Source organism: Polynucleobacter sp. MWH-Adler-W8 (assembly GCF_001889925.1).
Lineage (GTDB): Bacteria > Pseudomonadota > Gammaproteobacteria > Burkholderiales > Burkholderiaceae > Polynucleobacter.
The window spans coordinates 229,873-252,271 of the sequence record NZ_LZFI01000003.1; the positions used below are offsets into that span (position 1 = coordinate 229,873).

Consider the following 22,399-nt stretch of genomic DNA (forward strand, 5'->3'; position numbering starts at 1 on the left):
AATGTCCGCAGACAGTACCCACTTGCAATCTTCTGCAGTGATTAATGAGGCAGTACAAAGCTTGCGTGACGGTGGTTTGGTTGCATTCCCCACAGAGACCGTTTATGGCTTGGGCGCGGATGCTAAAAATCCTGAAGCGATTAAGAAAATCTTTACCGCTAAGGGTCGCCCATCAAATCACCCCCTAATTGTTCATTTAGCTGCGCCAGATAAATTCGATCAAACTCAAATCGATTGGGTTGCGCTCTTGGCACCGTGGGTAAGAGACTTATCCGAGGAAGCCTTAAAGCTCATTAACGCCTTTTGGCCAGGGCCATTAACTTTAGTCTTCAAGAAAGATAAAAGTGTTTTAAATGAACTGACTGGCGGCCAAGATACGGTAGCGATTCGGGCTCCTTCTCATCCTGTTGCACAGGAGTTATTACGTAAATTTAAAGGCGGAGTTGTTGCGCCATCAGCCAATCGCTTTGGTAAGGTATCGCCGACTAGTGCTGCCGACGTCCGTAATGAGTTCGAGGGTATGTTGGATTTAATGATTTTGGATGGTGGCGATTGTGAAGTCGGTATCGAGTCAACCATCATTGATTTGTCATCTGGCGATAAGGCTGTGCTACTCAGACCCGGCGCAATCACTCCAAGTGAAATTTTTACCAAGACAGGTGTAAAGGTTTATCAGCCTGGAGAAGTAAAAGGGAATGAAGCGCCCAATGAAGCAACGGCAGATCTACCAAGGGTATCTGGAAGTCTCAAAGCCCATTACGCACCAACTACGCCTTTGCGCCTATATGCCCCGGGTCGTGTCTTGGATGCCTTGACTGAATATCCAGATATTAAATCGCGCGTTGCTGTAGCGGTGTGGGATTCAGAATCCTCCTTAAGTGAGGATGGGCATCCTTCGGCCCACTTTGAGGAGGTTGAGGTTCCAAGCGATAGCGGTGCCTTTGCGAGTCGGCTATATCGCTCCTTGCGTGATTTAGATCAGCAAGGTTGGGATTTGATTTTGTTCCCTGAACCGCCAGCGGGCGAGGAGTGGGACGGCGTTAGAGATCGTCTTCAGCGCGCATGCTTTGGTTCTGGCCCATCTTCAAGCAGCCACGATAGCAACTGATCGTGCGCCTCTAGACCCTTCCAAGCATTGGGGTGGTTGATGAATGAAGTCACCGCATACATCTTTCCAGATTTACTCATTACATAACCTGAGATAGCTCGCACATCTGCAAGAGAACCGGTTTTAATTCTGGCTTCTGGTTTTTTCTTCAGATGTAAAAACTTGCGTAGTTGAACCATTAAGCGATTGCGCATCGTGCCATCGGTACCTGCAATTGGTAGGCTGTTATATAAAATATCACCCACTGGTAAATTACGAGCAGTGAGCAAGAGCTGATTCATTTGACTGGCAGAGATTGCTTCGTTGCGAGATAGCCCAGAGCCATTCTCAATCACCAGCCCCTGAAAGTCCAAACCATTTTGTTTGAGCCAACTCTGAATCACTAACTCACCATTGGCAGTTGTTGCTGGCTTACCCATTTTCTCTAAAGCCATAGTCAAAAGAACTTGGCGAGCCATGACATTATTGGAGTACTTGTTTATATCAACAACATCATCGGCAAGTTTGCTGCCTTCAAATTGCAAAAGAAGTCGGGCGGCTAAAGGAACTGAACCATCTTTACCGATAGGAGCTTGTGCCCAGCTGCCACCAGCCAATTCCCAAGCGGCAGCAAAGCCTTGCGTTAGAAAGGTATTGGCGTCAAGCGCAACAACGTTAAAGTTCACTCCCTTACAGGAGCTTGGGAACGCCCCAGAGAACTGTGCAGTTAAAGGCTGATCGGTATTGGTGACACCTTCCGGATCTAAATTAAAGCGGATATTGCTTTTCCAGTTATCGCATGAGCGATCGACCAGCTGCATTTGGTTGGATACCTTTAGCTGGGAGAGGGATGGGGTGTAACTAATGTCAATAAAATCCGCAGTGCGTGACTTACCTAGTTGAAACGACAAAGTCCTAAATGCATAGAGCAGAGGATCTGGCGGAACGTTGTATGCACGCAGAGCTTCGCCATCAATAGTATTTTGCTCCATGACATTAGCCGCATAAGCACTGCGATCAAAGAATAGATTGCCATCAATCTTCTGGATACCCAGACCTTGAAGGTCCTTCATCATCTTAGCTAACTCTTCCGGAACAAGCTTGGGATCACCAGTTCCCTGTAAATATAAATTACCTTTCAGAGCTCCCTGACGAATAACACCATCGGTATAGACATTAGTGCGCCAACGATATTGAGGACCTAAGATGTCTAAACCAGAAAGCGTTGTTAATAACTTCATCGTTGAAGCGGGGTTCATTGGATCGCCACCGCGCCAATCTAAAACTTTCTTAGCTACATTCTTTCCGGGGCGACCGGGTTCGATCTCTAGAACTGAAATACTTACCGTATCAAGAGGAATTTGATTGCGCTCGAGGCTACTCGCTACGGATGGTGGAATTACTGGGGATGCAGTCTCGCCGGCAAAGGCTAAAGAACTAGCCGTCCAAAGGAGGATTGCGATAAAAGCGGATGGGCGAAGAGGAGAAAAACGCATCTCCCATAGGATAAACCCACCGCATCAAAGATTAAAGCTTTGCATATTGAGATTGATACCTAGTAATAATTAGATTTTGGTCCTCCAGCAATTGAATAAAGGTGGTAATTCGAGCATCTAAATTCTTCTCTTGCTCTAGAGCTTCGCATGCCCTAGTAAAGTTTTTGGCATGGAGGAGTTGAGCTCCCCCTTTGACTTTATGAACCATACTTCTGAAGGCGCCTTCATCCACGGCGTCATTCCTCAGGGAAAGAAGGGCCTCATCATGCACCTTTTTAATTTCTTCAAGGATGACCAGAATGTACTCTGGGCTGTGTTTGAGGAGATTTCCGAAGGCGTCAAATGAATACTCCTCCAGACCCCCAGTTTGAGTTGTAGTCTCAGTTAATTCTTCGACTTGGAAATAGCGAGAAAGTTCATTCTCTAAAGTCATGAGGCTTAATGGTTTGATCAGGACACCATTCATGCCGGCCTCCAAGAATTGATGTCGTGAATCTAGGGCATAGATATCTGCGGTAATTCCGATGATGATGAGGTCTTGATTACCTATATTACGTATGTGCTTGGCAAGCTCTGAACCCTGCATGCCTGGGATAGATTGATCTGTTAACAGAAGATCAAAATGCTTTTGATTGATGAGATCAAGCGCAGTATTGGCGTTATCGCAAACTGATACTTCAATGCCTAGCGCCTGAAGTTGAAGCGAGATAATTTGGCGGCTTGCTGGGTGATCTTCCACTACTAAGGCTTGCAATAGGCGCTCATTATTTTGAGCATGCTTGGAGACTAGCTTTCTGGATATATTGCTATGTTCAGGTCTTGAGGCTCTGGTTGCAGCAATGCTGGTACGTGGGAATGCAGCGCAAAAATGAATATTGCTACCAAAGCCTGGCGCGCTCTCAAAGTAGAGCTGGCTGTTCATGGAAGTGACTAAGTGATTTGTGATGGTTAGACCAAGGCCAGTGCCATTAGTCTGTTCGGTATTACCTGGTATTTGCTCAAAAGCTTGCAGTGCTAGGGTAATTTCTTCTGTACCCATACCAACACCGGTATCAATGACTCTGAATTCAACTAATTGTCCCGCATGATCATCTGCCAGCACGCTGATAGAGAAATAGATTTCACCATGATCAGTGAACTTAATAGCATTACTAATCAAGTTCTGCAGTATTTGACGTAGACGCAAAGAATCTAACAATAAAACTTCTGCAATGCGTGGATCTTTGGAGGTATATAGCTTGAGACTCTGCCTATGGGCAACCGTTGAGAATGCCGAATCGATGTCATCAATCAAAGCATTGAGATTACAAGGCTCAATATTGAGTGTGAGCTTGCCTGCCTCAATCTTTGAAAGATCCAAAACCTGGTTTAGGATTCCCAAAAGAGATTCTGCTGATGAGTGTGCGCTCTTCAGTAAAGTTTTTTCATTTGCAGGTAGGGAGCTGCTGAGCAATAACTCCTGCACTCCCAAAATGGCATTCATTGTCGTACGGATCTCATGACTCATTGTGGCTAGGAAGGCAGACTTTGCAGCGTTTGCATTTTCTGCCTGCTCCTTCGATGAAATAAGGTGTTTCGCTTCTTGTTTTTGAATTGTTTGTCTCTGATGCATACGCCAAAGCAAGGTAAAGCCTATCAGTAGGATTGCCAAAGTGGAGAGCCAAGGTAAATGGTTGGGTGGGGATGAGTGGCCTCTTTCAAAAGTAGACACGTTGATGTTAAAAAGATCTCGTGATGCGATTGGATCTAGATTATTGAGAAACTGCTCAAGTACTCCATGCAAATCTTCATCTTGATTCGAGATAAGCCAGCGATATTCAAAGGGCTCTCTACTGTAAAGCCCGTCAACCTGTAACTTGTCTGCGTTTAATTTCTGAATGAGTTGTTGCGCAAGACGAAGCGGTAAGACAAGCGCTTCAATATCGTTTTTGAGGAGATCAAATATTAATTTTTCCGCATGGCCGGATACGCTGGCTTGGGGATGATTGGGTATCGGTGGGTTTTCAAAGCCACGGTCAAAGTAGGCGATATTAATTGGCTCAATAGGCGCATCGTTTTTGGACCGTTTAGTCAGAATAGCGTCATGCCCCCAAAAGATTGCTTCTGATAAGGAGCCAAACTTCAGATACTCGTCATCTAGAGCGGGTGGATCAATGATGAAATCCACCTCTCCATTGGCTAGTTGCTCAAGTCCCTCCTGATCACTCTTACGCCACGTCGGTAAAAACTCCTGTTGGGTAAATTCGCTGAGCTTTTTTAGAAAGCCATGAAAAGCTCCAGGCTCACCCTTTTCATGCACATCTAAGTAAGGCGCATATTTTTCATGAATACTAAAACGTACTATGGGATGGGCATCGATCCACCGTTGCTCTGCTGGGTTCAGTAAGTTCGCATAGGCATTGCTTAATATCCCATTGAATAGGATAAAAACGGCAATACGGGTGATGGACCGACGCATGCTGAATTAGCTTTCGATAATGTTGTTCATACGACAGAACAAAATCAAGTCTGCAATATTGTTAATGCCCAGCTTGTCAAAGACTCTGGTCTTATAAGTAGCTACTGTCTTATTGCTGATATGTAGCATTTCAGAGATTTGTTGGTTTGAGTTCCCTTTGCCCAGATATTTCATAACCTGTAACTCACGATCAGAAATTAACGCAAGCTTATCGTTGTCACTTAATGAGCTATTGCCATTTTTGCCATGAGTGAAAAAGTTATAGCCTTGGGATATGGCAACGCAGGCGGCTAGGATGACATCTGCACCTGCAGTTTTATTTACAAAACCATGTCCACCTAATGAGCGCACTCTCCCGCCATAAACAGCCTCGTCCATACTGGAAAGAACCAGCATTCGAACTTCGGGATACATTAATCCGATACGGCGTATAACATCAAAGCCATCCGTCTTGGGCATATCGAGATCCAAGATCACCATATTGGGGTTCACCTCTTTCATGGACCTAAGGCACTCCTCTCCATTCTGAGCTTGCCCTGCGATCTCAAATAGCAACTGGTCCTGCAACATACTTTTAAGAGCCATCAGCATTGCCGGATGGTCATCTACCAACATAACGCGTTTTCTCATTACTTGTCTCCGTTTTGGTTTGGGTGTTGATGAGGGTGCAGCGAAAAAATGGCTTTAGCGATACGGCTATCGTTAATCTGCAGCATCTGATGGCGGCTTACAGGCGACATCATGAGACCACCATAGGAATGGTCGGCAATCAAAGTGGAGGCATTTTCTAAATCTTTTACTAATCCAATATTGCTGGCATAAATTTGTGTAGGTGAGTAGGGTGATTGCCTGAGTTGAGAAAGGGCATCACTTGCCATCTCACGCTCACGCATTTGACTCATATCAATATGAACACCTTCCAATTGCATCTCCGTGATCCACTGCAACTCTTCAATGCTTCCGGTGAATGTGAGGAAATGTAGTAATACACCAAGCCGTCGCAAACGAAGTAATCCTTCTTTGCAAGCATCAGCGCTGTCGGGCTCAGGAATACTTTGAATGCCGATACTGACCAAGCCCACTGGTAGACGTGAGTTCAGAATCAGCTCACTCATGGCATCCACGTAGCCGCTTGACGCTATGGCATACGTTGGTATTGGCAAAATTCCAGGAATAAAACGACCACTGCGATACCAATAGGCAATGGTGTCTAGGCCTTCCATAAAAAGGCGTAGCAATTGCATATCAGAGGTAGTCAGTAATGGTCTAAATAAAGATCCTGTCAGTTTGGTTCCCTTACAGTTAAAAATGGGTTCATGACTAATCGCTTGTCGTTTAGACCAGGATTGGTGTTCTTCAAGGGCTTGGTTACTAAGGCCAAGCCAGGGATCGCCACAGGCGTCTCGTACTTCCTGGAAGGGTTTGTTCTTCCATGCCTTTACAAGCGTGTACAGCCGGGATTTCGGGCTCATCAGCATTCTCCAATCGGTGACTATCCAGTCTAGGCAGGACGGATTGGAGCGGTAAGGGCTTTAGGCTGATTTATCTGTAGGAATTGACCTACCAGCCTGTCCCTATTATAAAAATAGGCTAAATCCTTAAAGAATTTATGGTGATCCGCCCTTGAAATCCAGGGAATCAGACCTATATAATCAGCACTCCCTACATGCGAGTGCTAAAGAGGCGATTTATACCTAAATAACCCTTGGCTTCCGTGTGAAGAGATCATAAAGCATTGATTTATATAGTTTATTTAAATAGTTAACACTTACTAACATAGGAGAAGAGATGAATTTGCGTCCCTTACATGATCGCGTAATCATCAAGCGTTTAGATCAAGAATCAAAAACTGCTTCCGGAATCATCATTCCTGACGCTGCTGCAGAAAAACCTGATCAAGGTGAAGTATTGGCAGTAGGCCCAGGTAAACGTGATGACAGCGGCAAATTAAACGCACCTGACGTCAAAGTAGGCGATCGCGTGTTGTTTGGTAAATATGCAGGTCAAACAGTAAAAGTTGACAGCGAAGAACTCATCGTGATGCGTGAAGACGACATCATGGCTGTTGTACAGAAGTAATTTCGGTATTTAAGAGAGGAATTTAATCATGGCAGCAAAAGACGTTGTATTTGGAGATAGCGCCCGCACCAAGATGGTCGAAGGCGTCAACATTCTTGCTAATGCAGTGAAAACAACTTTGGGACCAAAAGGTCGCAACGTGGTGATTGAGCGTTCATTCGGTGGACCAACAATTACTAAAGACGGTGTATCCGTAGCAAAAGAAATCGAACTCAAAGACAAGCTCCAGAACATGGGCGCGCAGATGGTTAAGGAAGTTGCTTCCAAAACTGCTGACATCGCTGGTGACGGTACAACTACCGCTACTGTATTGGCGCAGTCTATCGTTCGCGAAGGTATGAAGTATGTTGTTTCAGGCCATAACCCAATGGACCTGAAGCGTGGTATTGATAAGGCTGTTGCAGCCGCTATCCAAGAACTCGCAAAAATCAGCAAGCCTTGCACCACTACTAAAGAAATCGCTCAAGTAGGTTCTATCTCTGCAAACAGCGACCACAGTATTGGTCAGCGCATTGCAGAAGCAATGGAAAAAGTAGGTAAAGAAGGCGTTATCACTGTTGAAGATGGCAAGTCTTTGGAAGACGAGCTTGAAGTGGTTGAAGGTATGCAGTTTGACCGCGGTTACCTCTCTCCATACTTCATCAATCAACCAGAAAAACAAGTTGCCGTATTGGAAAGCCCATACGTTCTCTTGTTTGACAAGAAGATTGCCAACATCCGTGATTTGCTCCCAGTACTCGAGCAAGTAGCGAAGTCTGGTCGCCCACTGTTGATCATTGCAGAAGATGTTGAAGGCGAAGCCTTGGCAACTTTAGTAGTGAACAACATCCGCGGCATCATTAAGACTTGTGCTGTTAAGGCTCCTGGTTTCGGTGACCGTCGTAAAGCCATGTTGGAAGACATCGCGATTTTGACTGGCGGCACAGTAATTGCTGAAGAAATCGGCCTCACACTCGAGAAAACAACTCTTGAGCATTTAGGTCAAGCGAAGCGCATCGAGGTAGGTAAAGAAAACACCATCATTATTGACGGCGCTGGCGATGCTAAAGCAATCGAAGCTCGCGTGAAGAACATTCGTGTTCAGATCGAAGAAGCTACTAGCGACTACGACAAAGAAAAATTGCAAGAGCGTGTAGCCAAGTTGGCTGGCGGTGTTGCAGTGATTCGTGTTGGTGCTGCTACTGAAGTGGAAATGAAGGAGAAGAAGGCTCGTGTTGACGACGCATTGCACGCAACTCGTGCAGCTGTTGAAGAAGGCATTGTTCCTGGCGGTGGCGTAGCATTGATTCGTGCAATGCAAGGTATCAAAGGCTTGAAAGGCGATAACGCCGATCAAGACGCTGGTATCAGCATCGTATTGCGCGCTATGCAAGAGCCATTGCGTACGATCGTTAGCAACGCTGGTGAAGATGCTGGTGTGGTTGTTAATGCAGTACAAGCAAGTACAGGCAATAACGGCTACAACGCTGCTACTGGTGAATACGGCGACCTCGTTGCACAAGGTGTTATCGACCCAACTAAGGTAACAAAAACTGCATTGGTAAATGCTGCTTCTGTTGCTGGCCTGTTGTTGACAACCGATTGCGCAATCTCCGAAGCACCAAAAGATGAATCTGCTGGTGGTATGCCTGATATGGGTGGCATGGGTGGAATGGGCGGAATGGGCGGCATGATGTAATAGCCGTTAATTTCCTCAGCCAACTGGCTGTAGAAATAAGAGCGCCCGGTTCAAAAGACCGGGCGTTTTTTATTGGATTCTCTGCTCGAATTAGTCGGGCTGTATACCGCCATCCTTAATTACTTTTTTCATCTTTACCAATCCCTGTGCAATCATTTCCTTTAAATGATCTGGGCCAAGAGGAACAAATTCAAAGCCTTGCTGAATAAGTTGTTCACGTAGCTTTGGATCTCTTAGCGCAGTTGCTAAAGACTCATTTAGTTTTTCAATAATTGCTGGTGAAGTGCCTTTGGGTGCTAGTAGAGCGCCCCAGGTTGAGAATTCATAACCTTTCACACTCTCACTAATTGTTGGAGTATTGGGTAGCAACGGAGATCGTGTTTTGCTCGCCACCCCCAATGCCTTCAGCTTCCCAGCACGAATATGGGGCAGTACAACTGATAAAGCGCTGATCATCACTGGCACTTGACCAGCCATGACGTCAGTGACTGCAGCAGCAGCTCCACGATAAGGAATATGAACGATTGGGGCACCGGTGAATTGGCGGAAGATTTCCATGCCAATATGCTGTGGCGAACCATTGCCCCCAGATGCGTAGTCAATCCTACCAGGCCTTTCTTTAGCAATGCGCACTAGGTCTGCTGCCGTATTCCCGGGAAATGTTGGGTTGGCAACCATCACAAAAGTAATCGCAGCCACTTCAGATATTGGAGCAAAACTTTGAATCGGATCGTAATCAATCTTTTTGTATAGATTGGGTAACATCGTTAGGATGCTGTCATTAAATGCGCCCAAGACATAGCCATCAGCAGGACTTTGTGCAACCTTAGCTGCGCCAATTATTCCCGCACCTCCTGGAATGTTTTCTATTAAGATTGCTTGACCTAGGTTTTCACCCATTTTTTGTGCAACTGGGCGCATCAAGATGTCAACGCCACTCCCTGCTTGAAGTGGCATGATGGTTTGAATAGTTCGGTTAGGATAGTTGCTTTGTGAGCTGGCTGATCCTGCCCAAAAGATTGCGCAGATTGAGATGAGAAAATTAATAAATGCTGATTTGAATTGCATATTGTCTCGACTTATTAAGTGATGAAGCATTCTGTCGACGCTTCTATGACGTATCTTAGCGTAATAAAAAAACCGCCTGTAGGCAGTTTTCTAAAGCGACTAGTTCTTAAATTTAATAAACAACCTTCTTCGCATCACCGAACACCTAAAAGATGAATCTGCTGATGGTATGCCTAATATGGCCAGCATAATGTAATAGCTGTTAATTTCTTCAGTTATCTGGCTGTAGAAATAAGAGCGCCTGATTCAAAAGACCGGGCGTTTTTTATTTATAGGTGTAAGCTGTACCGAACATTACCACTGGAACGGGCGTCAAGATGACTAGTCGCAATCAAGCAACCCCCCTTATTTCAATGGGTTTGCTCTTTCTGAGCTCCACCTTCCTTTGTGGAGCTTCAATCGCCCAGTCAGTCGACTCTCAGCCAGTATTTCAGAAAAGTGTCTCCAACCTGCGTAATCAGCGTTATTGCGAAGTTCTGGTGGGCAAGCGAGCGTGGCTTAACTTGGAAGTAAAGGTATTTAATACGCAAGGTCTTAATCTTTGCCCTGAAATACAGTGGAAGACTTTAACTAAAGAATCTATTGAAAAGAGTTTCGATGCCTCTTTTGCCGTCCTCAATGGACCGCGCTATTGGACTATGGATGAAATTCAGGCGGCGGGCAACACTATCAATGACGTAAAAGAATCTTTTGGCGGTATCGAGATGAATTTACGGGCAACAATCCAATTGAGTTTGTTAAAGCAATTGATGGGTAGCAAACAATACACCCCAAATGAAATTACGCGTACTACTAATTTTATTTATAGAGTTGGTAGTGCTGTATACGAACTGACCTCTCCTGGGGGTGATGTTTATGTAATGCAGTCTTATTCACAAATCGTGAATCCCGCACTCGGTATGAAAGATCTTCCGGTATTGAGTGAGCAGCTGAAATTGCCTGCTGGCTGGACTTACCGAAGCCGCGTGCTCGACCAAGACCTTTCTTTGGTAGCCAATGGCGTTGCCTATGTACTGCAGGACAACTTATCCAATAGTTACCAGAGAAGGTAATTTTGTAAAAATTACTGCCAGACTTTATGAAGTTTTAAAAAGTCTGCATTCATGAGTTGTGGATCTTGTAGTTGATGTGGAAATTCCAAGGCAAAAATCACGTAAAGCGCGAATCCCATCAAGCCTAAGTAGAGAGCTGTCAGAAACCAGTCCTCCTCTTTTTTGATTGCCATAGAGTAGCCGCTTAATAAGGCACCTATTGAGAGCAGGGTAAAGAGGAAGCGGTCAATAATTGCTGGGGGATGATGTTTTCCATTGAGTATTCCTTCTTGGAAAACATCTAATAGATGGGCGAGTTGAGGCCTCAAGATAGCATCAGCTAAATCCCTAGTGCTGACTGGCGCACGGCCAATAGCTTTATTGACTTCTTCATTAAGGGTATTTAAAGACTGAGCTAAGACATTATTATTGGCGTCAAGGTCATCCATTTTTTTAATGTTTTCATACTTAGACATTCTCAAGTCAAGTATTTGCTTTAGGGTATTTTGTACCGTAACACGATCTGTAGGATTCAGATAATTGCTCGATTGATAAACCTGCTTGAGGGTATACGCCTGGTCGCGTATTAAGCTCATCCGTTTGTCGTAGTGATCGGTTGCATTTGAAAAAGTAAAGCCGAGTACAAGTGCTGATAACCCAAAAATTGCTGTTGCTAATGAATCTCGGACGACGACGTGTTCCGTTGTGCGGGTTCGATATCTTCCATAGAGCCAGCCTAGTAGTAAGAATGTCAGGATCGAAGTAAAAAATATTAGTGGCGCATATTGAACGATATTAAGATGATTCTCAACGAAATTTGGCATAGCAAGCTCTTATAAGATGGTTTCGCTTTAATTAAGGAGTTTGCTTAGTGTAATAAAAAACCGCCCGAAGGCGGTTAATTATTTGATGATTCTTGACTCAGGCTTATTCAACCGCCTTAACCATCTCTTCAACTACCTTCTTCGCATCACCGAAGACCATCATGGTTTTATCCATGTAGAAGAGTTCGTTATCTAGACCGGCATAGCCAGCTGCCATCGAACGCTTATTGACGATGATGGTTTTGGCTTTAAATGCTTCCAAGATTGGCATACCAAAGATTGGGCTACCTGGAGTGCGTGCGGCAGGGTTCACCACGTCGTTGGCACCAAGCACTAGCACTACGTCAGCCTGACCAAAGTCGCTGTTGATGTCTTCCATCTCAAATACTTGATCGTATGGTACTTCAGCTTCAGCCAATAGTACGTTCATGTGACCAGGCATACGACCTGCTACGGGATGAATCGCGTATTTCACAGTCACGCCATGATGAGTTAACTTTTCAGTCAATTCTTTCAATGCATGTTGAGCGCGAGCCACTGCCAAGCCATAACCTGGAACAATGATCACGGTGTCAGCATTTTCCATGAGGAAAGCGGCATCTTCAGGTGAGCCTGTTTTGTAGTTCTTAGGACCGCCATCATCAGCACCGCCGGCAGCAGCTTCAGCGCCAAAGCCGCCTAGCAATACAGCCAAGATGGAGCGGTTCATCGCCTTACACATGATGTAAGACAGAATCGCACCGGATGAGCCTACGCAAGCACCCGCAATAATTAATACTGGGTTGTTTAATGTGAAACCAATACCAGCCGCTGCCCAACCAGAATAACTGTTCAGCATTGATACAACCACTGGCATATCAGCGCCACCGATAGGGATGATCAAGGTCACGCCCAATACCAAAGCAACGGCACACATTGCCAAGAAAGCTGCGTGGCTATCACCCATGTAATAAGCAATACCAGCGCCAACCATTGAGACGGCCAAAATCAAATTCAGCAAATGTTGACCAGCGAAAGTAACTGGCTTACCACTGACTTTGCCGGATAACTTACCAAATGCAATGACAGATGCAGTAAAGGTGATGGCACCAATAAACGCGCCAATGAAAAGTTCAATCTTCTGTGCGCCAGTATGGTCATGCGCTGGATTAAATACAGCAGCAATCGCAATTAATACGGCCGATAAACCTACGAAGGAGTGCATCAAAGCAACCAACTCAGGCATCTTGGTCATTTGCACGCGCTTAGCAGCGAGCGTACCAATGATGGCGCCAGCCACAACCGCAACACCAATCAACGAGACGACTGGCTTGAAGTCGGGAATGAAGAAAGTGGTGACAACGGCTAACAACATGCCAATCATGCCAAAAGTATTACCTTGACGTGAAGTGGTTGGTGAAGACAAGCCACGCAAAGCGAGGATGAACAACACCGATGAAATGAGATAAGAAATGGCGGTTATGTTTGACATAGTTTTGGTCTCTATATGGGTCTTGTTCTAGGTTTATTTGGTTCCAGCCGCATCAGCTTTAGGAGCTTTTTTCTTGAACATTTCAAGCATGCGACGGGTGACCATAAAGCCACCAAAAATATTGATAGACGCGAGGAATACCGCTACTGCACCAATAATGCTGGTGAGGGTGATTTCATTGCCACCGATAACTTCAGTTTGGAGCAATGCGCCAACAATGATGATGCCGGAGATGGCATTAGTCACCGCCATTAAAGGCGTATGCAATGCTGGCGTTACGTTCCAAACTACGTGATAGCCAACAAATATGGCCAATACAAACACGGTAATGTTTTGAACGGTGAGGATGCTTTGAAAGGCAGCGAGATCCATAGTGTTTCCTTAGTATTTTTACTATTAGTTTTTGCGGATGGCCTGACCATCACGACACATTAAGCAAGCAGTAACGATGTCATCATCACTTGGGATAACTAAATTGGCTTCTTTATCCACAATGAGTTTCATGAAATCGAGCAAGTTGCGTGAGTAGAGAGCGGAAGCATCTGCTGCAACCATACTGGCTAGGTTGGTGTAGCCAACAATCTTCACGCCATTCACATCGACTACTTTGTCTGCTTGTGTTAACGGGCAGTTGCCTGAACCGTTATCACCTTTACCTGCAGCCAAGTCGATCACGATTGAGCCTGGCTTCATATTGGCAACAGTGTCGCTATGCAAAAGTACAGGCGGCTTGCGTCCTGGAATCAATGCAGTGGTGATCACAATGTCAGCCTGTTGCGCGCGTTCTGCAACCAAGGCCGCTTGACGCTTCATCCAGGCTTCAGGCATTGGGCGGGCATAACCACCAACACCTTGTGCAATCTCACGCTCTTCATCAGTTTCATAAGGAACGTCAACAAACTTCGCGCCTAATGATTCGATTTGTTCTTTAGCTGCTGGGCGCACATCAGATGCTTCAATCACGGCGCCAAGACGTTTTGCAGTAGCAATCGCTTGCAAGCCTGCAACACCAGCACCCAAGATTAGTATGCGAGCTGCTTTCACAGTTCCTGCAGCAGTCATCAGCATTGGCATGAAGCGTTGATATTCGTTAGCTGCAACCAATACTGCTTTGTAACCAGCAATGTTTGCCTGGGAAGATAAGACGTCCATGCTTTGTGCGCGTGTTGTGCGTGGTGCAGCCTCTAAAGAGAATGCAGTAACACCTTTTGCAGCCATGGCTGCAATCATGTCGTTATCAAACGGATCGAGCATGCCCAAGAGCACGGCGCCGGTTTTAATCTGTTTAAGTTCGGCTGCCTCGGGCGCACGTACTTTAAGAACAATCTCTGCACCAAACGCATCTGCAGCGCTACCAATGCTTGCGCCCACAGCTTCATAAGCGGAGTCAGGTTGACTGGCTTTTACTCCGGCGTCTTTTTGAATAACGACGGTATGACCTTGACCAATTAATTTTTTAACGGTTTCTGGTGTGGCGGCTACTCGAGTTTCCCCGGGCCTTGTTTCCAGTGGCACTCCTATGCGCATGGCATGTCTCCAAAAGCAAAAATTTATAAAAAATCTATTTTAGTTAAATAGGGCTCGTTGCGCCTATTTACTCACCCCTAAGTCCTTTTGCTTGGTTTTTGCCCGAAATTCTGTGAAATCAGGCTAAGACTTCTACAATATGGCCTGTAAGCTTATATTAAATTCTCGCATTTTTTGATGATCCCGCTCAATTCTTCCTTAATCCCGTCCTCCCAGCCCAAGAAAGTCGTTATTGGCATGTCTGGGGGGGTAGATTCGTCGGTGGCTGCCTGGATGCTCAAAGAGCAAGGCTTTGAAGTTATTGGCCTTTTTATGAAAAATTGGGAGGATGACGATAACGACGAGTACTGTTCTGCTCGTCAAGACTGGCTCGATGTGGTTTCAGTCGCCGATTTGATCGGAATAGACGTCGAAGCAGTCAATTTTGCTGCTGAATACCGTGAGCGCGTATTTGCTGATTTCTTGCGCGAGTACGCTGCAGGGCGAACACCCAATCCTGATGTTTTATGTAATGCCGAAATTAAGTTCAAAGCTTTCTTAGATCACGCCATGAGTTTGGGTGCGAATGCGATTGCAACAGGGCACTATGCGCGCGTGCGTCATGAAGGTGGCAGAGTACAGTTGTTGAAAGCTGTCGATGCCAGTAAGGACCAAAGTTATTTCTTACATCGCTTAACGCAGCAACAATTGGCAAACGTGATGTTCCCGCTTGGAGAAATTCCAAAAACGGAAGTCAGAAAAATTGCAGAGAAAATTGGTTTGCACAATGCTAAAAAGAAAGACTCCACCGGTATTTGCTTTATTGGTGAACGTCCTTTTAGAGAATTCTTAAATCGTTATTTACCGCGCGTACCTGGCCCGATAAAAACCCCAGAAGGTAAAACAGTTGGCGAGCATATGGGCTTAGCCTTCTTCACCTTAGGTCAGCGCAAAGGTATTGGTTTGGGTGGTAGTCAAGATGGCAATGGTGACGCTTGGTATGTAGCGCGCAAGGATATTCCTAATAACACCTTATATGTAGCCCAAGGCCACGAACACCCGTGGCTATTGGCTAATCAGCTTGCCGCAATGGACGCCAGTTGGGTTTCTGGTGCTTCACCAACACCCGGAAATTATTCTGCTAAGACTCGTTATCGACAAGCAGACTCTGCTTGTACTTTGAGTGCTGGTGCTGAAGCACTAAGCTTCGACTTAAGTTTTCCAGAAGCGCAGTGGGTTGTTACTCCAGGGCAATCTGCTGTCTTGTATGACGGAGATATTTGTTTGGGTGGCGGAATTATTTCTGCATAATTTTCATTAGCAAGTAGCGGATACAAAAATGCCAATCAGTTTTGATTGGCATTTTTAATTCAGCAGCAAGTGAATTAAGCGGCAGGTGGTTCGGTTTCAATAAAGGAAGGTCGCTGTAATAACTTTTGATACAGACGATCTAAATTTGGATATTGAGTTTGCCATTTCACCTCTGGAAAGCGAAATAATAAATATCCGATTGCGCAACCTACGGCGATATCTGCCAAAGTTAGTTGATTGCCATGACACCAGGCATTTCCACCCAGTTGCTCGGACATGTGACGCAGCGCCACATCAATTTTGCTCATTTGACGATCTACCCATGCCTGGCTTTGTTGTTCAGTTGGGCGCCATGTAAGTTCTAGACGAGCCAAAATACTCGCGTCGACAATTCCGTCTGCTAGCGCTTCCCAGGTTTTTACTGCGGCACGCTCACGGTTATCGGCAGGAATGAGCTTGCTTACTGGGCTGAGGCCGTCGGCATATTCGGCAATGACGCGGGAGTCGTAAATGGCCTCTCCATCGTCAGCCATAAGGCAAGGAACCTTCCCTAGGGGGTTGTTAAGGGCTATTTTGGTGTCTGCAGCCCATACATTCTCTAATTCGAGGTCAACATCAACCTTTTTCTCGTTAAAAACAATGCGTACTTTACGCACATAGGGGCTAGTAAGGGATCCGATAAGTTTCATGGGCTCAAGTATAGCCATCCTATTTGGGCTTTGCTGTACGCCGGAACGCATTAAAATCAGCTTTTATTGACATATTCAATGCAAAGGCAATATTCGTGAGTCAGCCGCTTTCAACCCTCAATGCCCTTTCACCCCTAGATGGCCGTTATGCCGGAAAACTGGATGCCTTACGCCCCTGGCTTTCCGAAGCCGCTTTTATGCGTCAGCGTGTTTTTGTGGAAATTCATTGGCTCTTAGCTTTGGCTGCTGCCGGCTTGCCTGATGTTCCAAAAATTAATGCTGCTGACGAAGCTTTTTTGCTTTCGCTCCCAGAAAACTTTTCTGATGCAGATGCTCAGCGCATCAAAGATATCGAAGCAGTAACGAACCACGACGTAAAGGCAGTTGAATATTTCTTAAAAGAAAAGGTTGCTGGACGACCAGATTTGTTGAAAGCAAGTGAGTTTATTCACTTTGCCTGTACATCAGAAGATATTAACAATACTTCTCACGGTTTAATGTTGCGCGGTGCACGTGATGAGGTTCTATTGCCTCAACTCAGAAAAGTACTCTCAGTACTGACTGATCTCGCGATTGAGAACGCTAAAGTGCCTTTGCTCTCTCGCACTCATGGCCAGCCAGCTTCACCAAGCACTTTGGGTAAAGAGATTGCCAATATTGCCAAGCGTTTAGAGCGCGCGATCGAGTCTATCGCTGCAGCCCCTTTACTAGGTAAGATGAATGGTGCAGTTGGTAACTACAACGCTCACATGTCAGCGTATCCTGATTTTGATTGGGAAAATTTTTCCAAGAGTGTGGTTGAGAGGCGTCTAGGTTTAACGTTCAATCCTTACACCATTCAAATTGAGCCACACGATGGTATGGCTCAGCTCTTTGATGCGATCGCTCGTGCTAATACGATTCTTTTGGATATGGATCGCGACTTCTGGGCTTACATCTCGGTTGGCTACTTTAAGCAGCGCACTAAAGCAGGAGAGATCGGTTCATCGACGATGCCGCATAAAGTGAACCCGATTGATTTTGAAAACTCTGAAGGTAACTTGGGTGTTGCCAACGCATTGCTGCGTCACCTTGCAGAAAAATTACCAATCTCTCGTTGGCAACGTGACTTGACTGACTCTACTGTCTTGCGCAATCTAGGCCCTGCTTTTGGCCACAGCGTACTGGCTTATGACAGCGCCTTGCGCGGCCTTAGTAAGTTAGAGGTAAATCATGCTGCAATCGCTGCTGATTTGGACGCTTGTTGGGAAGTATTGGCTGAGCCGGTGCAAACTGTGATGCGCCGTTATGGTATCGAGAATCCCTATGAGCAGTTAAAAGAATTGACTCGTGGCAAAGGGATTAATCAAGCAGACCTGCAAACCTTTATTCGTGGTTTGAAGATTCCTGAGGATGCAAAAGTACGCTTGTTGGAGATGACACCATCTTCTTACCTAGGTAAGGCGGTCGAGTTGACCGAACGTCTCAAAAAGTGAGCTTGACTCCCAATTCAGAATACGGGGCGCGTCCCCGGATCTGGTTTGCTGCTTATCAATTGCTATGGCACCTCTTATTGCCATTAGCATTTATACGTCTAGCTTGGCGTGCACGTCATGCCTTCTCCTATCTTCATCACATTCCTGAGCGATTGGGCTTTGGCTACAGCAAGCCTATTGCTCTGGGCTCTATTTGGATTCATGCGGTATCAGTAGGTGAGACGCGTGCTGCTCAACCATTGATTGAGGCTTATTTAGCTAAGGGCGAATCTATTTTGCTCACCCACATGACTTTGAATGGCCGCCGTACTGGCAAGCAGTTATTTGCTAAAGAGATTGCTGCTGGGCAAATTCGTCAAGTTTATTTACCTTACGACCTCTGCTGGTCTATAGAGCATTTCTTGAAGACATTTAAGCCAAAGTTTGGCCTCTTCATGGAAACCGAGGCGTGGCCGACTGTGGTCTTTCGTTGCAAAGAAATTGGCTTACCCCTATTTCTAGTAAATGCCCGCCTTTCCGAGAGAAGTGCCCGACGTGTTAATCGATTTGGTCAAGCGGGGCGCGCATTATTTCAAGCTTTTGCGGGAATCCTGGCGCAGACTGAGTTTGATGCTGGGCGTTACCGTAGCCTAGGCGTTAAAAATATTGTTATTACCGGCAATCTGAAATTTGATGTTCCACTCGATCCGAAATTGCTTGCTGAGGGTAAAGAATGGCAGAGGGAGCTACATGCTGGAAATCGCTTGATGGTTTGTGCAGCGAGCACGCGCGATGGAGAGGAGGCCATCATTCTGAAGGCTTGGAAAGATTTGCTCTTAAGCAATGCATTTGCAACTCCTCCATTACTTTGTTTGGTCCCGCGCCATCCCGAGCGCTTCGCAGAAGTAGCAGATCAAATTAACAATGCTAGTTTCAAGTTTCGCCGTCGTAGCGAGTGGTCTGGTACTCCGAGTGAGTGCGCTGGATTGGATGTTGTTCTGGGTGACTCCATGGGTGAGATGCCGATGTATTACAGCGCTTCTGACTTAGTGCTAATGGGCGGAAGCTTGCTGCCCTTTGGAGGTCAAAACTTGATTGAGGCTTGTGCAGCTGGCTGTCCTGTTCTTTTGGGGGAGCACACCTATAACTTTCAACAGGCTGCCTTAGATGCGATTAATAGTGGTGCTGCTAAACGCATTCATGGCGAATTGCTTTTAACGGAGCCAATAGCCTTAATGGAAGCTTTGAAAGAGTTGCTTCTAAATGCTAATGAGTTAGCAAAGATGAGTGCGGCCGCTAAGTCTTATTCAACAGAGCATCAAGGTGCAACTAACAGAATCTTAGCTGCCCTTAATCAACAAAACTAACGCTGAACTAAAAAGTCTAAGTTAGACCCGTGCCCCGTAGTTGGGATCATCTTTGCGGGCATCATCATCTGGCTTTTTATCGCCCTTCACTAAATCTTCGCGTGTAACACCAAGCCACATGGCCAATGCCGCAGCAACGAAGACTGAAGAGTAGATACCAAACAAAATACCAATGGTCAGTGCTAGTGCAAAGTAGAAGAGTGTTGGGCCTCCAAAGACTAACATTGCCAGGACCATCATCTCAGTACTGCCGTGAGTGATTACGGTACGGCTGATAGTGCTTGTAATTGCGTTATCAATGATTTCACGGGTATTCATCTTGCGATATTTACGGAAGTTCTCACGAATACGGTCAAAGATCACCACAGATTCGTTTACTGAGTACCCTAGAACTGCGAGAACAGCCGCCAACACTGAGAGGGAGAACTCCCACTGGAAGAAGGCAAAGAAGCCCAGGATAATGACAACGTCATGTAAGTTCGCAATGATGCCGGCAAGCGCAAACTTCCACTCAAAGCGGAAGGATAGATACACCACGATGCCAATGATTACAAAGATGAGTGCTTTTAAGCCGTCAATGGCCAACTCTTGACCCACCTGTGGACCAACAAACTCAACACGTTGCAATTTCACGCCAGTCGTTGCTGGTTCAAGCGCTTGCATTACTGCCGTGCTCTGATCAGCAGAAGAAATCAATTTACCTTCAGCATCTTTTTGCAATGGTAGGCGAATCATGACATCGCGTGAGCTACCAAAGTTCTGAATTTGAGTATCTGCATAGCCCAGCTTCTCAACCTTGGTGCGAATGGAGTCCAAAGGCGCAGTTTGTGGATAGCTGACTTCCATCACCGTTCCACCAGTAAATTCGATGGAGAGATGCAGGCCGTTATGCCAGAGGAAAAAGACTGCAGCTAAAAAAGTAACTAAAGAAATCGCATTAAGCACCAATGCATGGCGCATGAAGGGAATATCTTTTTTGATCCGGAAAAATTCCATGGCTTATTTCTCCTGTGGACGCCAAACTTGGCCGATAGCGAGTTTTTGAATCTTCTTATGTCTGCCGTACCAGAGGTTAACAAGGCCACGTGAGAAGAAGACAGCCGAGAACATTGAAGTCAGAATACCTAAGCAGTGAACCACTGCGAAGCCTTTGATAGGGCCAGATCCAAATGCTAACAAGGCCAGACCAGCAATTAAGGTTGTTACGTTAGAGTCCAGGATTGTTGCCCAAGCTTTATCAAAGCCGACAGAAATGGCTGTTTGTGGTGAAGCTCCGTTACGTAACTCTTCACGAATACGTTCGTTAATCAACACGTTGGAGTCAATAGCCATACCCAGAGCCAAGGCCATCGCAGCGATGCCCGGCAAGGTGAGCGTGGCTTGCAGCATCGATAGCACTGAGATGAGCAAGAGCAAGTTCACCGCCAAAGCGACAACGGAGAAAGTGCCAAACAGTAAGTAGTAGACCATCATGAAAATCGCGATCGCAGTAAAGCCGATCAAGAGCGACTTAAAGCCCTTCTCAATATTTTCTGCGCCAAGGCTTGGTCCAATAGTGCGTTCTTCAATGATTTCCATTGGTGCCGCTAATGATCCAGCGCGCAAGAGCAGGGCTAAGTCATTAGCGCTCTCGGTAGTTGGCTGACCAGTGATCTGGAACTTAGAGCCAAACTCACTTTGAATGGTGGCGATGGTGAGCACTTCACCTTTACCCTTTTCAAATAAGATCATGCCCATCGGCTTGCCGATATTTTCGCGAGTCACTTCTTGCATGACGCGACCACCAGCGGCATCCAGGGAGATGTTTACTGCTGGGCGTTGGTTTTGGTCAAAGCCAGCACTAGCATCGGTAATGCGATCACCACTGAAGATGACTGATTTTTTAAATACACCCAAGCGATTTTCACCAAAGCGGAAAGTATCCATGCCTGGAGGAGGGGTTTCGCCTAAGCTGATGGTAGACGCCAAGGGGTCAGCTAAGCGAGACTCTAGAGTTGCTGTGCGACCGATGATGTCTTTGGCACGAGCGGTATCTTGTACGCCAGGTAACTGCACCACAATGCGCTCAGCACCTTGTTGTTGAATCACTGGCTCTTTAACCGCTAATTCATTGACGCGCTTATTGAGGGTGATGATATTTTGTTTGACGGCGTTATCTTGAATGGCCTTGAGAGCAGCTGGCTTAAATTCACCCACTAATTTAGGTAAAGAGCCATTGGATTTGATTAACCAAATGAGCTCAGGTTGCCCCGTTGTAAGTACTGCGCGCGCTTGATCTGCATCTTCGACATTGGCGAAGTTAATGGAGATAAAGTCAGCGCCACGTTCAATACCTTGATGCCTGATGCTCTTATCGCGTAATTGACTGCGAATATCGCCTGCCAAGGAAGTCACTTTTTTCTGGACTGCCCCCTTCATATCCACTTGCAAGAGGAAATAGACACCGCCACGCAAATCAAGGCCTAGTGGCATTGGTAATGCATTGATTGCACTTAACCAGCCCGGTGTATTAGACAGCAGGTTTAAGGCAACAGTGTAGTTGGGATCATTTTGATCTACATTTAATTTCTGCTGCAATAGATCGCGTGCGCGCAACTGAATGTCAGTGTTATTGAAGCGAACTTTGATCGAGCCTACATTGCCAGCGACTTCGAAGAAGAGACCGGTGTTATTAATGTTGGCTTCTGCAAGAATCTTTTCGACACGAGCCTGCGTTGCCAAATCAACCTTGATGGTTGGCTTGGCAGACGAGACTTGAACCGCTGGAGCCTCACCATAGAAATTGGGCAATGAATATAGTCCGCCGATCAGTAATGCAACGGCAATGACTAGATATTTCCAGAGAGGGTAGCGATTCATATTGAGATACTTTTAAACAAA

Annotated in this window: 19 protein-coding genes; 7 read left to right on the forward strand and 12 right to left on the reverse strand. The window is 45.9% G+C overall.

Annotation, left to right across the window (positions count from 1 at the left end; translation table 11 throughout):
- Nucleotide 1: 1 nt before the first annotated feature.
- Nucleotides 2-1,108, forward strand: coding sequence for an L-threonylcarbamoyladenylate synthase (locus tag AOC28_RS04610; protein ID WP_072582785.1), 1,107 nt, complete (start codon nt 2-4; stop codon nt 1,106-1,108).
- On the opposite strand, the gene dacB is transcribed toward AOC28_RS04610, so the two are convergent.
- Genes dacB through AOC28_RS04630 form a run of 4 tightly spaced genes read right to left on the reverse strand, consistent with a single transcriptional unit; the run spans nt 1,054 to nt 6,513 of the window.
- Nucleotides 1,054-2,583, reverse strand: coding sequence for a D-alanyl-D-alanine carboxypeptidase/D-alanyl-D-alanine-endopeptidase (gene dacB / locus AOC28_RS04615; RefSeq protein ID WP_072582786.1), 1,530 nt, complete (start codon nt 2,581-2,583; stop codon nt 1,054-1,056). The genes AOC28_RS04610 and dacB overlap by 55 nt on opposite strands.
- A gap of 31 nt (nt 2,584-2,614) precedes the next feature.
- A complete protein-coding gene (locus tag AOC28_RS04620; RefSeq protein ID WP_072582787.1) occupies nt 2,615-5,041 on the reverse strand; it encodes a response regulator in 2,427 nt (808 codons plus the stop codon).
- A 6-nt stretch (nt 5,042-5,047) separates the two neighbouring features.
- Nucleotides 5,048-5,671 (reverse strand): response regulator transcription factor, encoded by a 624-nt coding sequence (locus tag AOC28_RS04625; protein WP_072582788.1) that lies wholly within the window; start codon nt 5,669-5,671, stop codon nt 5,048-5,050.
- A complete protein-coding gene (locus AOC28_RS04630; protein ID WP_072582789.1) occupies nt 5,671-6,513 on the reverse strand; it encodes a diguanylate phosphodiesterase in 843 nt (280 codons plus the stop codon). The genes AOC28_RS04625 and AOC28_RS04630 overlap by 1 nt, the downstream gene beginning before the upstream one ends.
- 316 nt (nt 6,514-6,829) lie before the next feature.
- Here AOC28_RS04630 and AOC28_RS04635 point away from each other — a divergent pair, with 316 nt between their 5' ends.
- Together AOC28_RS04635 and groL are read left to right on the forward strand one after the other, a co-directional pair.
- Nucleotides 6,830-7,120 (forward strand): co-chaperone GroES, encoded by a 291-nt coding sequence (locus AOC28_RS04635; protein WP_072582790.1) that lies wholly within the window; start codon nt 6,830-6,832, stop codon nt 7,118-7,120.
- 28 nt (nt 7,121-7,148) lie between these two features.
- Entirely contained in the window at nt 7,149-8,798 is a 1,650-nt protein-coding gene (gene groL / locus AOC28_RS04640; RefSeq protein WP_072582791.1) for a chaperonin GroEL, read from the forward strand.
- A gap of 90 nt (nt 8,799-8,888) precedes the next feature.
- On the opposite strand, the gene AOC28_RS04645 is transcribed toward groL, so the two are convergent.
- The gene (locus tag AOC28_RS04645; RefSeq protein WP_072582792.1) at nt 8,889-9,866 is read right to left on the reverse strand and encodes a tripartite tricarboxylate transporter substrate binding protein; all 978 of its coding nucleotides are present in this window, start codon (nt 9,864-9,866) and stop codon (nt 8,889-8,891) included.
- A gap of 317 nt (nt 9,867-10,183) precedes the next feature.
- Here AOC28_RS04645 and AOC28_RS04650 point away from each other — a divergent pair, with 317 nt between their 5' ends.
- Entirely contained in the window at nt 10,184-10,918 is a 735-nt protein-coding gene (locus tag AOC28_RS04650; RefSeq protein WP_083564226.1) for a hypothetical protein, read from the forward strand.
- Nucleotides 10,919-10,929: 11 nt separating this feature from the next.
- On the opposite strand, the gene AOC28_RS04655 is transcribed toward AOC28_RS04650, so the two are convergent.
- The 4 genes from AOC28_RS04655 to AOC28_RS04670 all read right to left on the reverse strand — a co-directional run bounded on the left by AOC28_RS04655 (nt 10,930) and on the right by AOC28_RS04670 (nt 14,719).
- Entirely contained in the window at nt 10,930-11,721 is a 792-nt protein-coding gene (locus tag AOC28_RS04655) for a hypothetical protein (protein ID WP_072582793.1), read from the reverse strand.
- Between the two features lie 103 nt (nt 11,722-11,824).
- Nucleotides 11,825-13,192, reverse strand: a complete 1,368-nt coding sequence (locus AOC28_RS04660) for an NAD(P)(+) transhydrogenase (Re/Si-specific) subunit beta (protein ID WP_072582794.1) — start codon at nt 13,190-13,192, stop codon at nt 11,825-11,827.
- A gap of 33 nt (nt 13,193-13,225) precedes the next feature.
- Nucleotides 13,226-13,564, reverse strand: coding sequence for a proton-translocating transhydrogenase family protein (locus tag AOC28_RS04665; RefSeq protein WP_072582795.1), 339 nt, complete (start codon nt 13,562-13,564; stop codon nt 13,226-13,228).
- A 24-nt stretch (nt 13,565-13,588) separates the two neighbouring features.
- Entirely contained in the window at nt 13,589-14,719 is a 1,131-nt protein-coding gene (locus tag AOC28_RS04670; protein ID WP_072582796.1) for a Re/Si-specific NAD(P)(+) transhydrogenase subunit alpha, read from the reverse strand.
- Nucleotides 14,720-14,896: 177 nt separating this feature from the next.
- On the opposite strand from AOC28_RS04670, the gene mnmA reads away from it, so the two are divergent.
- Nucleotides 14,897-16,009 (forward strand): tRNA 2-thiouridine(34) synthase MnmA, encoded by a 1,113-nt coding sequence (mnmA, locus tag AOC28_RS04675; RefSeq protein WP_072582797.1) that lies wholly within the window; start codon nt 14,897-14,899, stop codon nt 16,007-16,009.
- Between the two features lie 74 nt (nt 16,010-16,083).
- Here the strand turns inward: mnmA and AOC28_RS04680 are convergent, their stop codons facing one another.
- Nucleotides 16,084-16,698 (reverse strand): glutathione S-transferase N-terminal domain-containing protein, encoded by a 615-nt coding sequence (locus AOC28_RS04680; RefSeq protein ID WP_072582908.1) that lies wholly within the window; start codon nt 16,696-16,698, stop codon nt 16,084-16,086.
- Nucleotides 16,699-16,793: 95 nt separating this feature from the next.
- On the opposite strand from AOC28_RS04680, the gene purB reads away from it, so the two are divergent.
- Nucleotides 16,794-18,173, forward strand: a complete 1,380-nt coding sequence (gene purB / locus AOC28_RS04685) for an adenylosuccinate lyase (RefSeq protein ID WP_072582907.1) — start codon at nt 16,794-16,796, stop codon at nt 18,171-18,173.
- Complete coding sequence (locus AOC28_RS04690) at nt 18,170-19,519, forward strand: 3-deoxy-D-manno-octulosonic acid transferase (protein ID WP_083564227.1); 1,350 nt, start codon at nt 18,170-18,172, stop codon at nt 19,517-19,519. Before purB ends, AOC28_RS04690 begins: the two co-directional genes overlap by 4 nt.
- Nucleotides 19,520-19,540: 21 nt before the next feature.
- Here the strand turns inward: AOC28_RS04690 and secF are convergent, their stop codons facing one another.
- On the reverse strand, nt 19,541-20,515 hold the full coding sequence (gene secF / locus AOC28_RS04695; RefSeq protein WP_072582798.1) for a protein translocase subunit SecF: 975 nt from the start codon (nt 20,513-20,515) through the stop codon (nt 19,541-19,543).
- Between the two features lie 3 nt (nt 20,516-20,518).
- The gene (gene secD / locus AOC28_RS04700; protein ID WP_072582799.1) at nt 20,519-22,378 is read right to left on the reverse strand and encodes a protein translocase subunit SecD; all 1,860 of its coding nucleotides are present in this window, start codon (nt 22,376-22,378) and stop codon (nt 20,519-20,521) included.
- Nucleotides 22,379-22,399 lie beyond the last annotated feature (21 nt).